Here is a 14,356-nt window from a genome sequence, read left to right as displayed (position 1 = left end):
CCCGTATTTTTCACTTCAAAGCCAGCGCCAGGCCGATCCTGGACGACACCCCTAGCTTCTCGTACGCATGCGAAAGGTGCGTTTCCACCGTCCGTACGCTGAGGAAAAGGCGTTCGGCGATCTGCTGGTTCGTGCACCCTTCCACGACCAGCTGGGCGACTTCCAGCTCCCGCGGCGACAGCCCGTGCCCGCCCGTGCCCCGGCTCTTCGCGGCCACCCGCTTCCCGGCCCGCCGCTGTTCCCGTACGGCTTGCGCCAGCAACCCCGGCGCGCCGCACACCTCGAACAGATCCCCGGCTTCGGCCAGATGGGGGAGGGCGTCCTTCTTGCGGCCCACGGCGGTCAGCGCGGTCCCGGCGCGCAGCAGGGCGCGCCCGGCGGTGAGCCGCTGCCCGGCGGTCGCCAGGACCTCCGCCGCCCGTAACGCCAGCTCGGCGGCGGCCGTGCCCGACTCGGCGTGGGAAGCCGCCAGGTCGACGAAACCCGCGTTGAACTCCAGCTCCGGATGGGCGACCTCGGCCGCGCGCGCCGCCCACACTCCCGGCTCGTCGCTGTGGGCGGCCATCGTCTCGCAGAACGACAACATGCTGAACTGGTCCAGCCGCCCCGCCGCGAAAGCCTCCTCGATCGCGGCCACCGGAGCCTGCCCGGCCCGCCCGGCGTGCGCGAGCGCGGTGCCGTAGGAGTACAGGGCCTGGGCGCCCGGCCACTCCCCGGCGCTCACCCCCGAGGTCGCCGCCGCCTCCCCCAGCCGCACCGCCAGCGCGTCGTGGCCGGTCGCGGCGGCCAGCAGGCTCTGCTGGGCCTGGGCCACCACCTCCGCGTAACCCGAGTGCAGCAGCCGGGCCACCTCCGCCGACTCCTCGGCCGCGACCGTGGCCTCGGCCAGGCGGCCCACCACGCCGTACGCGCGCCCCTGGCCGGCCAGCATGTTGGTCACGATGAACGTCTGCCCGGTCGCCTTCGCGATCGAGATCGCCCGCTCGAACCGGGCCACCGCCGACCCGTGGCCGCCCAGCCACAACTCGGCCCAGCACAGCCAGGCGATCGTGTCCAGCCACTCCAGCAGCTGCACGTCCGGCGTGGCCGACACCAGCGCGTCCGCCCGGGCCAGATGATCGATCGCCGCCGGGATGCGGCCCGCCGCGTAGGCGGTCATCGGCCGCAGCGCGGCCACCGCGATCACCAGGCCGTGGTCGGCGGGATCGCGTGGCATGAAGTCCAGCACCGCCTGGGCGGCCCGGTGGTCGCCGCGCATCAGGCTCTCGGCCACCAGGCGCAGCCGCATCGGCAGCGCGGCGGGCAGCCGGGGGTCGGGCATCTCGCGCAGTTCGGCCAGCAGCACCGCCCTGCCCTGCGCCGGGCGGTCCAGCAGGCGCTCCACCAGAGCGCAGAAGCGGGCCGCGAAAGCGCGTTTGGCGTGATCCTCGCGCGGCAGCAGGCGCAGCACCTCGTAGGCGGTCTCCCGCCCCTCGGCCAGCCAGCCGGACACCACCTGGCCGCGGGCCAGCTCCAGCAGCAGGTCCAGGCGGTGCTCCCGGCCGTCGGCGTCGTCGGGCAGCAGCCGGATGGCGGCCTGGAGCCAGTGTGCGGTGGTGGCCGGCGCGGTGGTGGCGACCGCGCGGGCCGCCTCCACCAGGACCGCGACCGCCTCGCGGTCGCCGAAGGTGGCCGATCGTTCGATGTGGTGGGCTCGTACGGTCGCCGGGGCGCCCACCGCCGCCAGATGCTCGGCGATCCTGGCATGGGCGGCCAGGCGCCAGCCGGGGGCGGCGGATTCGTAGGCGGCCTGCCGTACCAGAGGGTGGCGGAAGCGGAACCGGTTGCCGGGGCCGACCGGGCGGACCAGGTCGCGGGCGACCAGCTCGTCCAGGGCCTTCAGGATGGCCGAATCGGCCAGTTCGGCGGCGACGGCCGCGAGCGGGGGTTCGAACTCGTCGGCGGCGACGGCGGCGGACTGGGCCACCAGCAGGGCGTCGCCGGACTGGTCGGCCAGCTCGCGCTGGAGCGCCGCGTGCAGCGTGGTGGGCAGGTCGCCGGCCTCGATCCTGGCCAGCGCCTGCAGGTAGAAGGGGTTGCCGCCGCTCGCCTCGTACAGGGCGCGGCGGCGGCCCCGGCTGATCTCCGGGCCGAGCAACTCGTCGGCCTCGGCCGCGCTGAGCGGCCCGACCACGATCTGCCCGCCGCCCGCGGCCAGCCGCGGCGGCGCCTGGTTCGGCCGGTACGCGACGGTGATCAGCACCCGGGCCCGGGGCGGATGCCGGACCACGTGGTCGAGGAACTCGATCGTGCTGCCGTCCGCCCAGTGCACGTCATCCAGGACCAGCACCAGCCCCGACGGCTCGGCCAGCCGCTCCAGCATCCCGATGATCGCCCGATAGAGGCGGTATCTGGCCAGGCCACTGCGGTCGTCGCCCGGCTCCTCGGCCGCCCCCAGCGCCGGGAACACCGTGGCCAGCAGGGGATCGTGCTGCACATCCCCGGTCTCCAGATGCCCGTCGAGCGCGTCCACCAGCGCGCTGAACGGGATCACCTGCTCGAACTCCGCCGCCCTGCCCCACAACGCCAGGCAGCCGCGCGCGCGGGCCGCCGCGTCGAGCTCGGCCAGCAGCCGCGTCTTTCCCGCTCCCGGCTCGCCGACCAGGGCCAGGAACCGGAACGCGCCGTCCATGCTCGCGTCCAGCGCCCCATGCAGGTCCCTGAGGACCTCGCCCCGGCCGACCAAGGGGGCGGTATGACCATCCATGCCCACTCACCCTGATCATTTGCCCGCTGCTACAGGGGCACTTTACAGAGCGACGACTAACCTGGAGGGACATAGCGCGATCAACGCCGACATAAAACAAACTGTCATCGGCAGCGTTCAGCTGTCCTGTCACTCATGCTTCATCCGTCTCGCGGCTTTCCCTCACCGGAAATTGTCGTTGCCGCATGACAGTGTGTGGCTACCCGACACGGACATGCGAAGGAGCATTCCATGCTGACCACCGACTTCTACCCGGGCGCGCCCAACTGGCTCGACCTCGGTTCCCCTGACACCGAGGCCAGCGCCGACTTCTACGGCTCCGTCTTCGGCTGGACCTTCGCCTCCGCCGGTCCCGACTCCGGCGGTTACGGCTTCTTCCAGCAGAGCGGCAAGACCGTCGCCGCCCTCGGCCCGCTCACCGAGGCGGGCGCCCGCTCCGCCTGGACCATCTACTTCCACGCCCCTGACGCCGACGCCGCCACCCAGCAGGTCCGCGAGAACGGTGGAACGGTCCGGGTCGAGCCCTACGACGTCTTCGACAACGGCCGGACGGCCGCGTTCACCGACCCCGGCGGCGCCCAGTTCGCGATCTGGCAGCCCGGCAAGACCATCGGCCTCGACGTGGTCACCGAGCCCGGCTCGCTCGGCTGGACCGAGCTGTATGTGCCGGATCCCAGCGCCGTCCGCGACTTCTACACCACCCTGTTCGGCTGGACCATCAAGGAGGTGCCCTTCGGCGGCGGCATGACCTACGTGCTGGCCTCCACCGCCGAGGGCAAGGAGCCCGACATCGCCGGGATCATGCCGCTCCAGCAGGGCGACACCCCGCACTGGCTGCCCTACATCGAGGTCTCCGACACCGACGCCACCCTGGTCCGGGTCGACGCCTCCGGCGGCGCCGTGCTGATGCCCGCCATGGACGTGGAGGGCGTCGGCCGGTTCGCCGTCTGCGCCGACCCGAACGGAGCCAGGTTCGCGGTGATCACCAGCTCCGAGACACCGATGTGAGAGCCCGGCCCAGGAGGTAGGGCCTAGCTCCAGACCTCCTGGGCGGTCTCCACGATCAGGCGGATCTTGGCGAACTGCTCCTCGTGGGTGAGCGTGTTGCCCTCCACCGTGGAGGAGAAGCCGCACTGCGGCGACAGGCACAGCTGGTCCACGTCGATGAACTTGGACGCCTCCTCGATCCGGCGCTTCAGGTCGTCCTTCGACTCCAGCGCGCCGTTCTTGGTGGTGACCAGGCCGAGCACCACGTACTTGTCCTTGGGCACGAACCGCAGCGGCTCGAACCCGCCGGAGCGCTCGTCGTCGAACTCCAGGAAGAACCCGTCCACCGCGAGCTCGCCGAACAGCGCCTCGGCGACGAAATCGTAGCCGCCCTCGGCCGCCCACGAGGAGCGGAAGTTGCCCCGGCACATGTGCGTGGTCACCCGCAGCTCCCGGGGCCGGTTGGCCAGCGCCGCGTTGATCTGCTTGATGTAGCGCAGGTGCAGGTGGTCGGCGTCGTCGCCGCGCGCGGCGATCTCGGCCCGCTGCGCCGGGTCGTTGAGGTAGGCCAGGCTGGTGTCGTCGAACTGCAGATAGCGGCAGCCGAGCTCGGCCAGCCGCAGCACTTCCTCGTTGTACGCCGCCGCCAGGTCCGTCCAGAAGTCCTCAAGATCGGGGTAGACGCCGGGATCGATGGAGGCGGGGCCGCCCCGGTAGTGGACCATGTTCGGCGACGGGATCGTCAGCTTGGCCGTCTGGCCCGACTCGACGGTGTCCCGAAGGAACGTGAAGTCGTCCGCGAAGATCGTCTCGGTGAGCCGGATCGGCTCGGCCACCCGCATCGCCGGGGGCGCGAACTCCAGCTCCTCCTGGTCGTTCCTGAACCGGACCGTGATGCGCTCGCCGGTGGCCTGGGTCACCCCGCCGAGCCGGTAGATGAAGTCCATGTGCCAGGACGCCCGCCGGAACTCCCCGTCGGTCGCGGACTGCAGCCCCGCGTCCCGCTGGGCCCGCACGACCTCCCGGATCGCCGCGTTCTCGACGTCCCTGAGCTCGGCGGTCGTGATGGTGCCCTGGCCGAAGTCGTCACGCGCGCGGAGCAGCTCGGCCGGTCGCAGCAGGCTGCCGACGTGGTCCGCACGGAATGGGGGTTCACTGCGCATTGCTGGATCATCTCCACACGTTCGGTGTGCGAATGCTCGTTCGTTTTCAGGCCCCGATAGGGCCGACGCTAGCGCCATTGCGTGCCCCAGGCGATCAGAACTGACAATGATCGCGACATTTCAGTTGATTCGCGGGTTCGTGGTGACTTAAGTCACAGCGGCAACTCGGCTTGGTCTTTGTCACACCGTGTTCACAAACGGGCAATGGATGCGAAACGGGGGGTTGAAAGCCTCGGGCGTGGCGAGCTTACGACCTGGCTCGCGTCTGAGGAAGGGAACGACGTGGCTTTCAAGGCTGAGTACATCTGGATCGACGGCACGGAGCCGACGCCGAAGCTCAGGTCCAAGACGAAGGTCCTCGCGGACGGCGCCGACCTGCCGATCTGGGGCTTCGACGGATCCAGCACCAACCAGGCCGAGGGTCACTCCTCCGACTGCGTGCTCAAGCCCGTCTTCTCCTGCCCGGACCCGATCCGCGGCGGCGACAACGTCCTCGTGCTCTGCGAGGTCTACAACGCCGACGGCACCGCCCACAGCACCAACACCCGCGCGCTGCTCACGCCCGTGGACGAGAAGTACGCCGCGCAGGAATCCTGGTTCGGCATCGAGCAGGAGTACACCTTCTTCAAGGACGGCCGCCCGTACGGGTTCCCGGTCGGCGGGTTCCCCGGGCCGCAGGGGCCGTACTACTGCGGCATCGGCGCCGACGAGGTCGTCGGCCGCGACATCGTCGAGAAGCACCTGGACGCCTGCATCGAGGCCGGGCTGAAGATCTCCGGCATCAACGCCGAGGTCATGCCCGGGCAGTGGGAGTTCCAGATCGGCCCCGGTGGCCCGCTGGAGGCCTCCGACCACATGTGGATGGCCCGCTACCTGCTCTACCGCATCGCCGAGGACTTCGGCGTCTCCGCCACCCTCGACGCCAAGCCCGCCAAGGGCGACTGGAACGGCGCCGGCGCCCACACCAACTTCTCCACCCGCGCCATGCGCGAGAGCTACGACGCGATCATCACCGCCTGCGAGTCCCTCGGCGCCGAGGGCAAGGTCGAGGAGCACATCGCCGGGTACGGCTTCGGCATCGAGCAGCGCCTCACCGGCCTGCACGAGACCGCCCCCTACAACGTCTACAGCTACGGCGTCTCCAACCGCGGCGCCTCGGTGCGCATCCCGTGGCAGGTCGAACTCGACAAGAAGGGCTACATCGAGGACCGCCGCCCGAACGCCAACGTCGACCCCTACGTGGTCACCCGCCTGATCACCAACACCTGCTGCGAGGCCCTGGAGAAGGCCGGCCAGGTCTGACTTGCAGCGAAACGGCTCCCACCCTTCGGGGCGGGAGCCGTTTCTGTCTGTGCCGGACACATTGCCTGCCGCGATCCTGTCGGCCGGTTTCAGCTACGGCTGGGCACGACCCTCTGGATGGCGTCCCAGGAACATCACGCTGCGGTGGCCAAAACCCACTTCACAATGGCGCCATTCGTGGCGAGATCACGGCAACATCGCCTCGATCAGGTCGGCGGCGCGGGTGGTGCCGCCCTCCGACAGCGCAGCCGCCCGCAGCCGCGCCGACCGCTCTGCCACCTCCGGATCCCGGGTCAGCTCCAGCAGTGCCTCCCGCAGCACCTCCGCGGTGGCATCGGCGGTGTCGATCCGCCGCGCCATCCCCAGCTTCACCAGCTGATCCGCGTTGCCGAACTGGTCGACCGCCTGCGGTACGGCGATCATCGGAACCCCCGCGTACAGCCCCTCGCTGCTCCCGCCCATCCCCGCATGGGTGACGAAAGCCGCGGCCTGCCGCAGAATTGCCAGCTGCGGCACCCACCGATGCACCTCGACGTTCCCCGGAATCTCCCCGAGCTCCCCGACCTCGGTCTGCTTCCCCACTTGCAACACCACATGCCACCCCGGCAACCCCCCGAACGCCTTCAGGCACTGCCGATAGAACTCCGGCTGCCGCGTGTACGTCGTCCCGAGCGAGATCAGCAGCACCTTCCCCGCACCCTCCGGCTTGACCCACCCGCCCTTCTCGTCCCGTCCGCCGAAACACGGCCCGACAAAGGTCACCGCCCGCCGGTCGACCCGATCCGCGTGCGGCTGCATCGCATCCGGCACCAGCGCCAGCACCCGCGCCGGCCGCCCCGAGAACAGGTCCACATCCGTGGTGACGGCCCCGCACTCGGCCAGCCACGTCCCGAACTTCGCCCGATACCCGGCCGCCCCCGGCAACTGCCACAACTGAGCCCCCACCTCCTCGTCATAGCCCTCCCAGGCCACGTAGGTCGGCGACAACTGCACAACCGGCCGCCCCTGCCCCTCCGCGAGCGCCCTGCCCGCGTAACCCCCGATGTCGTACATATACAGATCCGCCGGATCCTCCCCATAAGCCGCCCTCAGCTGCGGCAACACCTGGATCGCGTCATCGAGGAACACCTCCATCGCCGCGATCGGATCCTCCGGCCACGCGTCATCCGCCACCGGCAGCGACGACCGATACGGAACGAGCCCGGCCCCCGTCCCCGCGACGAGCTCCGCGACGACGGGATCGTTGGCATATGTCACCCGATGCCCACGAGCCACCAGCTCCCGGACGACTTCGAGACTGGGCAGAACATGACTGACGGCGGGAACGCCGACCATGGCGATATGCGCACGGCGAGACATGGAACTCACTCATCTCAGATCTACGACGAAACGAACACGACAACCCCACACGCCGCCGGCCTTGCCGGTCGCGCGCGTTCAGGGCGAGGACGAGTTACTCCGCCGCCGTATTAGCCGTAGATCTGCACATGCATGCCCGCAATGCTAGCGAATCACCTCACTGGGACTCGTCCGATGCACAGCGATCCCATGATCCACGAACGCGGGTTATGAGCTTCCGTCCAGAGTTTCTCACCGCGCGTAACCTCCGGCCTGCTCAGCAGCGCGAGCAGCTTGTGGTCGTCGTCGAAGAGCAGTTTCGCGGCAGGGTTGCCCGCCTGCCGGAGCATGGCCTGGCACGCGTGGGAGAACGGCTGTTCGCGGATCGTCTGCGCGGCAAGCCGGGAGTTCAGGTCGTCGGGGATGCCCAGACGGGCATCATCTCGCCTTGATTGTCTCGGCCTTCCGAGAACAGGACGACCTCTCCGGTCCCCGCCGGAGAGGTCGTCTGCGGTTGGGTTAGCGGGCGGATTCGCCGAAGTTGTCCAAGGCTTCGGTGGTGTCGGGTATGCCGGGGGAGTCCTGGTGGAGGAATTGGCCGTCGTCGGGGTCTAGGCCGCCGAAGCCGAAGATGCCGAAGGTGTCCTTGCCGAAGACGAGGTTGAGGGCGCCGGGGCTGGTGGCGCCGCTGCCGGGGACCTCTTCGCCGGGGATGGTGATGAGGAGGTCGGATTCGCCGTTGTTGTTGTAGTCGCCATTGGTGAGGGCGGTGCCGAGGGCGTCGTCGGTTTCGGCGGGGTCGCCGAAGGTGAGGTTGTCACCGAAGAGGAACTGCTGGTTGTCGGTGCCGAGGGCGGCCCCCCGGTCGCCGTAGATGACGTTGACGGCGCCGACGCCTGCGTTCACGCCGTCCTCGCCGGGGACGCCGACGGCCAGGTCGTCCTGGTTGTCGCCGTTGAAGTCGCCGGCGGTCAGGGATCGGCCGAAGGCGTCGCCGGGGTTGCCGGCCTCGGAGATGCCGGCGGTGTCCTGGGACCAGACCTGGGCGCCGGTGGTGACCAGGGAGTTGCCGTTGCGGTAGATCACGTAGGCGACGCCTTCGCCGGCGTCCTCGCCGGGGGTGCCGACGGCGAGATCGTCGGGGAACTGGCCGCTCACGTTGGCGGCGTTCTCGTTGAAGTCGCCGACGGCCAGGGCGGTGCCGAACGCGTCCCCGGCCTCCGGGCCGCCGGGGAGCGGGGCCGCCTGGTTCCAGAGCTGGTCGTTGGAGGTGGACAAGCCGGTGGCGGAGCCGTACAGGACGTTGACGGAACCGGCGTTGTCGATGGCGGTGACCTCGTCGCCGGGGACGCCGATGGCCAGGTCGTCGAAGGCGTCGGTGCCGAGGTCACCGATGGCGAGCGCGGAGCCGAAACGGTCGCCGGCGGCCTGGGCGCCTTCCACGCTGGCGCCCTGGTTGAGCTGGGTGGCCGCGAAGGTGTCGAACCGGAAGTCGCCGAAGTCGAACTGGAGCACCCAGACCTGGCCGGCGTCGACCACGCTGACGTCCTCGCCGGGCGCGCCGACGAAGACTTCGGCCTCGAAGTCGCTGTCCACCCGGCCCACGGCCAGGGCGGCACCCCACTGGTCGCCCGGCTCGTTGTCGGCGTCGGACAGGGAGCTGGCCAGCTCCTGGTCGAGGGTGATGCTGCCGGTGCCGGTCAGGCCGCCGGAGACGTGGCCGAACAGGACGTGGATCGCGCCGGAGTCCTGGGTGAGGCCGCGGTCCTCGCCGGGGACGCCGATGATCAGGTCCTCGATGCTGTTGCCGTCGACGTCGCCCACCGCGAGGGCCGCCCCGAACCGGTCTCCCGTCTCCGGTCCGGGGTCGTCCATGATGCTCGGGTCGATGCCGGGGCTGTTCTGCTGGAAGGTCTGGCTGCCGCCGCTGCCGAGGCCGCCGGGGCCGCCGTACAGGATGTGGACGAGGCCGGCGTCTTGGATCGCTCCAATGTTCTCGGAGGGGACGCCGATGGCGGCGTCCGCGTACCCGTCGCTGTCGAAGTCGGCGTGGAGTTCGACGCTGACCGAGTCGGCCAGGGCCGGTGGGGCGAGGGCGGCGGAGCCGCCGAGGGCGACGATGACGGCGACCGCCGCCCGGGTGAGATGACGATGGATCATGAAATGTTCCTCCTTGTCAGGGGGTGAAAGCTCGACAAGGGAAACAGCCGTCATTCCGCTTGATCTGCGGAAATGTCCGCAGTTATTGGGTGTAAAAGGACGTCGTGCGTCAGGCGAATAGGTATTTGTCCGTGAAGGGGTTGCGGAATTTTCCGGATGGGTCGAGGTCGTCGGCCAGAGCTTGGAAGTCGGGGAGGCGGGTGTAGAGGGGGCGCAGGGCGTCCGGTGGGGTGGTGAAGATCTTGGCCCAGTGCGGGCGGGGGGCGAACGGTGCGAGCGCCTCTTCGATGCGGGCGACCGCCGGGAGCACGGCGGGAGTGTCGGCGATCCAGGTGAAGTGCAACGCCACGGTGTCCCGCTCGTAGCACGGGCTGAGCCAGAGCCGGTCGGCGGCGATGGTGCGGATCTCGCAGATCCGCAGGACCGGGTGGATGTGGTCGCGGATCGCGTCGAGCGCGGTGAGCGCCGCGACGGCGTCGGAGGCGTCGATCATGAATTCCGATTGCAGTTCGTCACCCGCGCTGGGGATCCGGTCTGGCCGGAAGTGCGGCAGCCGTTCGAACCAGGGGCCGGGAATGTCCGATTGTACGGTGCAGCTGTCCGGCGACATTCCGGGCACGGGATGGCGTGGCCCGTCGGCGGGCTCGGCCGGGATCGGCACGACGGCTTCGCCGTCCCGCCGCTTCACCCACACCTGATTGATCACCGGCCCTCGCCAGTCCGTGAAAAGACTCACGCTGTACGCACTAGACACGATTTCCTGAAATTTCGGGAAAAGGGCGTCCAGTGGCAGTGCTTCGTAAACACGTTGCCGCACCTGGAAGGACGGAACCAGGTCCAGTTCCAGGGCGACCACTACGCCCAGCGCGCCAAGCCCGACCACAGCCCCGTCGAACCCCTCGTCCCCCCGCCTTAGCGTGACGAGATCACCCTCAGCTGTGACCAGCTCAAGCCCCGCGACGGCCGCCGAGAGATTCGCGTTCCCCACCCCCGACCCATGCGTCCCGGTCGCACACGCCCCCGCCACCGAGATATGCGGCAACGACCCCAGGTTCCCCAGCGCGAACCCACGCTCATCGATATACCGCCCCACATCCGCATACCGCAGCCCGCCACCCACCCGCACCCGCGCCCGGTCCGAGTCCACCTCGACAACCGGCTCCAGCCCCCCAAGCTCCACCAGCTCAGCGGGCGTATCACCGACCTCGTTGAACGAATGCCGAGTCCCCAGCGCCCGAATCCGCGGACCCCGCGCCACAACCCCCTGCAACTCCCCGACCGACACCGGCCGATGAACCCGCGCCGCACTGTAAGTGAGATTCCCCGCCCAATTGACTTCCATCGCCATGGCCACGACCCTAACCACCTCCTCACAACCCAGGGAGAGTGGGGCGGTAGCCCAGCAGGCTCGGCACTCCCACGATGCGAAAGACCACTTTGCGACGCGCGGGGAGCGCCCAACCGCGTCCCGCTGTCGCCGGGTTTCGCGCCGTTATCCGGCGCCGTTCACGCAGGCGGCGGTCCTCGCCGCCTCGGCGCCGAGTGGTTGCGGCGGCTACCAGGACGGGCCCTGCTCTTGCGCACGCTCGCCGCTTGGGTGCCAAAGGTGCAGTCGGCTACAGCTTTCCTTTGGCACGCTCACCGCCTCGGTGCCAAAAGTGGCCGGAGGGTCGGTGCACGTTGTCTGCCGGGCCGTGGGGGACCGCTAGCCTGGATGGGCGATGAGTAGTCTCGTGACGCCGGTGGGGGAGTTTGAGCTCGTCCGAGCCACCGGGAATGGTCGTGATGGGCTTCGGGCCTGGGATGCGGCTGATGAGTATCTGTTGCGGCATCTGGCGGAGACGGTGGATCTGGCCGGTCAGGTGGTGGTTTTCGGGGATCGGTGGGGGGCGATTTCTACCGCGCTGGCGGAGTGGGGGCCTAGTCAGGTCAGTGATTCGTTTCTTGCTCAGCGGGCGACGCGGGTGAACCTTGAGCTCAATGGGGTGGCGGGGCCGCGGCTGCTTTCTCCGTTGGATTCGCTGCCGGAGCGGATCGACGTGCTGGTGGTTCGGCTGCCGAAGAGTTTGGCGCTGCTGGAGGATCAGTTGCACAGGCTCGCGCCCTCGGTTCATGAGGGGACGGTGATCGTCGGGGCGGGGATGGTCACGGAGATTCATACGTCCACATTGGCGTTGTTCGAGCGGATTCTTGGTCCGACCAGGACGTCGCTGGCGGTGAAGAAGGCGCGGCTCATCTTCTGTGCGCCGGACATGGGGATCAAGCGGACCGGCAGTCCGTGGCCGCGTACCTACGATCTCCCGGAGGGGGTCGGCGTGGTTTCGGGGCGGACCGTAACCAATTACGCGGGGGTGTTCTGCGCGGACCGGCTTGATATCGGGACGCGGTTCCTGTTGCGTCATCTGCCGGCGCGGAGCGGGCAGGTCGTGGATCTCGGTTGCGGGAACGGGGTGGTCGGGCTGGCCGCCGCGCTGGCCGATCCGGGTGCGGAAGTGACGTTCGTGGACGAGTCCTACCACGCGGTGGCCTCGGCGGAGGCGACCTTCCACGCCAACACGGCAGCCCCCGGGCGTTTCCTCGTCACCGACGGCATGTCGGAAATATCGCCTGGCAGTATGGACCTCGTCCTGAACAACCCGCCGTTCCACAGCCATCGGGCCATCGGCGACGCCACCGCCTGGGAGATGTTCACCGGCTCCCGCCACGCCCTGCGCCCCGGCGGCGAACTCTACGTCATCGGCAACCGCCACCTCGGCTACCACGTCAAACTCCGCCGCGTCTTCGGCAACTGCGACCTGATCGCCAGCGACCCCAAGTTCGTCCTTCTCCGCGCGGTCAAACGCCAAGCCGCCGGACGAGCCGACGGGTAAGGCCGAGCCCAATGCGCGACTTATATGGCACGCCACCAGAATGACGCAGGTCACCGAGTCGCTCGCCGTTATCCGGCGCCGTTCACGCCGGTGGTGCTTCCCGCCGCACCGGCGCCCAGGGCGGTTGCGTTGGGCGTTCCTATTCGGGGTGGGTGAACGTGGCGATTGTCGCGGTGAACTGATCGGCGAGGGCTCGCATCGATGAGGCTTCGAAGAGGTCGGCGCTGTAGTCGAGGATGCCGGACAGGCCGTCGCCCAGTGGCCACATCTGTACGGCGACCTCCGCCTTGGTGTAGCGGGATCCGGGGCCGGGATAGAACTCGGCGGTCAGGTCGCCGATTGAGGGGCGGAGCATGTCGTTCTGCGGTGTGTTTTGTAGCGCGAACATGGCCTGGCACAGGGGCAGCCTGCTGAGGTCGCGTGGCAGGCGCAGTGCGGCGATCACCTTCTCGTACGGCGTGTCCGCACGGGTCATTGCCTCGATCACGGTCTTCCTGACCCGCCTGACCAGCTCTCCTGGCCCTGGAATTCCTGATAAATCCGCTCGAACCGCCAGCGTGTTGGCGAAGGAGCCGATCATCGGCGCGTACTCGGCCTTGGCTCTTCCGGCGACCGGCACGCCGACGCAGAAGTCCTCCTGTCCGGCCGCTCGCCCGAGCGTGGCTTGGAAGGCCGCCATCAGGACCATGAACGGCGTGCACCGCTCTCGCCGCGAGAACCGCTCCAACCCCCGGACGGTCTCGCCCGCCACCTGGAACCGCACCGCGGCCCCCCGACCGGTCCACCGTGACGGCCGCGCATGGTCGGCGGGCAGGTCGAGATAGGGCGTCCCGGCCAGCCGCTCGGCCAGGAACGTAACGGCAGATCCGACGTCCCGTTCCCGCTCCCACGCCGCGAACGCCGTATACGGCATCGCCAGCTCCGGCAGTTCCGGCTCCCGTCTTTCCACGGCGGCGGCGTAACACTCGGCCAGCTCCCGCATCAGCACGTCCAGCGCCCATCCATCGGCCGCGATGTGATGCAGCACGATGCACAACAGCATGTGATCGTCGACCACCCGCAGCAGCGCCACCCGCCACGGAGGCTCCATCTCCAGGTCGAAAGGACGGTTCACGAACGCGTCCACCACGACCGCCGGATCCCCTAGTAGTTCCCTCCGTTCCAGGGTGACCGGCCCCGGCGGCAGGATGAACTGCCGAGGCCCCGCGCCGGTCATCCGAAAGCGGGCCCGCAGGACCTCGTGCCGGGCGGCGATCCGGGTGAACGCCCCCGCGAGCAGCTCCGGCCGTACCGGACCGCGCAGCCACACGCACCACGGCACGTGATAGCTGGTGTCCTCGGGGTCGAACGCGCTCAGAAACCACAGCCGCTCCTGCCCGGTCGACAGCGGCGCCATCACCCCTCTCTTGTCCCCGAGGGTGCGCCGCAGCGCCTCCCGCCGCTCGGGCGGCACCCTGGCGAGCCGGTCCAGCAGGGCGGCCCGCAGATCCGGCGAGATCACCGAGACCTCCGGAGGAAGCCCGGTCCTTCAGGGCCGGGAGGAATTCGGACCCCCCTTGGGGTGGCCCGGCGAAGCCGGGACAGCCGTGGGCGCCAAGCGCACATCAGAGTTTGTCGGTCCTTCCCGATAGGTTGCTGACCATGTCGAGGTCGCAGGCGGGGAATGCCGGGCACGCTCGGTACACCTACCGGTTGCGTGTGTCCCAGGCCGCGCTTGCCGCGCTGGAAGCCGAGTGGGCGCGCTGCCGGTGGGTCTGGAACGAGTCCGTCGCCAAGTCCAAGCAGGTCTA

Annotated in this window: 10 protein-coding genes; 4 read left to right on the top strand and 6 right to left on the bottom strand. The window is 69.4% G+C overall.

All coding sequences use genetic code 11. From position 1 onward, the window contains the following. Window positions 1-10: 10 nt before the first annotated feature. Window positions 11-2,746, bottom strand: a complete 2,736-nt coding sequence (locus ABGB08_RS12535) for an AAA family ATPase (protein ID WP_347589591.1) — start codon at window positions 2,744-2,746, stop codon at window positions 11-13. A gap of 231 nt (window positions 2,747-2,977) precedes the next feature. On the opposite strand from ABGB08_RS12535, the gene ABGB08_RS12530 reads away from it, so the two are divergent. After that, window positions 2,978-3,754 carry a VOC family protein gene (locus ABGB08_RS12530; RefSeq protein ID WP_347589589.1) on the top strand — a complete coding sequence of 259 codons (777 nt, stop codon included), beginning with the start codon at window positions 2,978-2,980 and terminating at the stop codon, window positions 3,752-3,754. A 23-nt stretch (window positions 3,755-3,777) separates the two neighbouring features. Here ABGB08_RS12530 and ABGB08_RS12525 read toward each other — a convergent pair whose 3' ends face one another. After that, on the bottom strand, window positions 3,778-4,896 hold the full coding sequence (locus tag ABGB08_RS12525; protein WP_347589587.1) for a 5-methyltetrahydropteroyltriglutamate--homocysteine S-methyltransferase: 1,119 nt from the start codon (window positions 4,894-4,896) through the stop codon (window positions 3,778-3,780). Between the two features lie 282 nt (window positions 4,897-5,178). On the opposite strand from ABGB08_RS12525, the gene glnII reads away from it, so the two are divergent. Next, complete coding sequence (gene glnII, locus ABGB08_RS12520; RefSeq protein WP_347589585.1) at window positions 5,179-6,198, top strand: glutamine synthetase; 1,020 nt, start codon at window positions 5,179-5,181, stop codon at window positions 6,196-6,198. A gap of 186 nt (window positions 6,199-6,384) precedes the next feature. On the opposite strand, the gene ABGB08_RS12515 is transcribed toward glnII, so the two are convergent. After that, window positions 6,385-7,557, bottom strand: coding sequence for a macrolide family glycosyltransferase (locus ABGB08_RS12515; RefSeq protein WP_347589583.1), 1,173 nt, complete (start codon window positions 7,555-7,557; stop codon window positions 6,385-6,387). Between the two features lie 209 nt (window positions 7,558-7,766). Here ABGB08_RS12515 and ABGB08_RS12510 point away from each other — a divergent pair, with 209 nt between their 5' ends. Next, window positions 7,767-7,988, top strand: a complete 222-nt coding sequence (locus ABGB08_RS12510; RefSeq protein WP_347589581.1) for a hypothetical protein — start codon at window positions 7,767-7,769, stop codon at window positions 7,986-7,988. A 67-nt stretch (window positions 7,989-8,055) separates the two neighbouring features. Here the strand turns inward: ABGB08_RS12510 and ABGB08_RS12505 are convergent, their stop codons facing one another. Then, on the bottom strand, window positions 8,056-9,696 hold the full coding sequence (locus ABGB08_RS12505; RefSeq protein ID WP_347589579.1) for an FG-GAP repeat protein: 1,641 nt from the start codon (window positions 9,694-9,696) through the stop codon (window positions 8,056-8,058). 109 nt (window positions 9,697-9,805) lie between these two features. Further along, a complete protein-coding gene (locus ABGB08_RS12500) occupies window positions 9,806-11,038 on the bottom strand; it encodes a D-arabinono-1,4-lactone oxidase (RefSeq protein WP_347589940.1) in 1,233 nt (410 codons plus the stop codon). 379 nt (window positions 11,039-11,417) lie between these two features. Between ABGB08_RS12500 and ABGB08_RS12495 the strand changes: the two genes are divergently transcribed. Then, complete coding sequence (locus tag ABGB08_RS12495) at window positions 11,418-12,566, top strand: methyltransferase (protein ID WP_347589577.1); 1,149 nt, start codon at window positions 11,418-11,420, stop codon at window positions 12,564-12,566. A gap of 139 nt (window positions 12,567-12,705) precedes the next feature. On the opposite strand, the gene ABGB08_RS12490 is transcribed toward ABGB08_RS12495, so the two are convergent. Then, window positions 12,706-14,067, bottom strand: coding sequence for a condensation domain-containing protein (locus ABGB08_RS12490; RefSeq protein WP_347589575.1), 1,362 nt, complete (start codon window positions 14,065-14,067; stop codon window positions 12,706-12,708). Between the last annotated feature and the right edge of the window lie 289 nt (window positions 14,068-14,356).

The sequence above is a fragment of the Acrocarpospora sp. B8E8 genome, assembly GCF_039871605.1.
GTDB lineage: Bacteria > Actinomycetota > Actinomycetes > Streptosporangiales > Streptosporangiaceae > Acrocarpospora > Acrocarpospora macrocephala.
Note: the sequence above shows the minus strand (reverse complement) of the source record. Positions and strands in the feature narration are given on the sequence as shown.

Coding starts and splice junctions, on each gene's coding strand:
- ABGB08_RS12510 (WP_347589581.1), top strand. CDS start 7,767: ATGAGCTTCCGTCCAGAGTTTCTCACCGCGCGTAACCTCCGGCCTGCT.
- ABGB08_RS12525 (WP_347589587.1), bottom strand. CDS start 4,896: ATGCGCAGTGAACCCCCATTCCGTGCGGACCACGTCGGCAGCCTGCTG.
- ABGB08_RS12500 (WP_347589940.1), bottom strand. CDS start 11,038: ATGGAAGTCAATTGGGCGGGGAATCTCACTTACAGTGCGGCGCGGGTT.
- ABGB08_RS12530 (WP_347589589.1), top strand. CDS start 2,978: ATGCTGACCACCGACTTCTACCCGGGCGCGCCCAACTGGCTCGACCTC.
- ABGB08_RS12515 (WP_347589583.1), bottom strand. CDS start 7,557: ATGTCTCGCCGTGCGCATATCGCCATGGTCGGCGTTCCCGCCGTCAGT.
- ABGB08_RS12505 (WP_347589579.1), bottom strand. CDS start 9,696: ATGATCCATCGTCATCTCACCCGGGCGGCGGTCGCCGTCATCGTCGCC.
- ABGB08_RS12495 (WP_347589577.1), top strand. CDS start 11,418: ATGAGTAGTCTCGTGACGCCGGTGGGGGAGTTTGAGCTCGTCCGAGCC.
- ABGB08_RS12535 (WP_347589591.1), bottom strand. CDS start 2,746: ATGGATGGTCATACCGCCCCCTTGGTCGGCCGGGGCGAGGTCCTCAGG.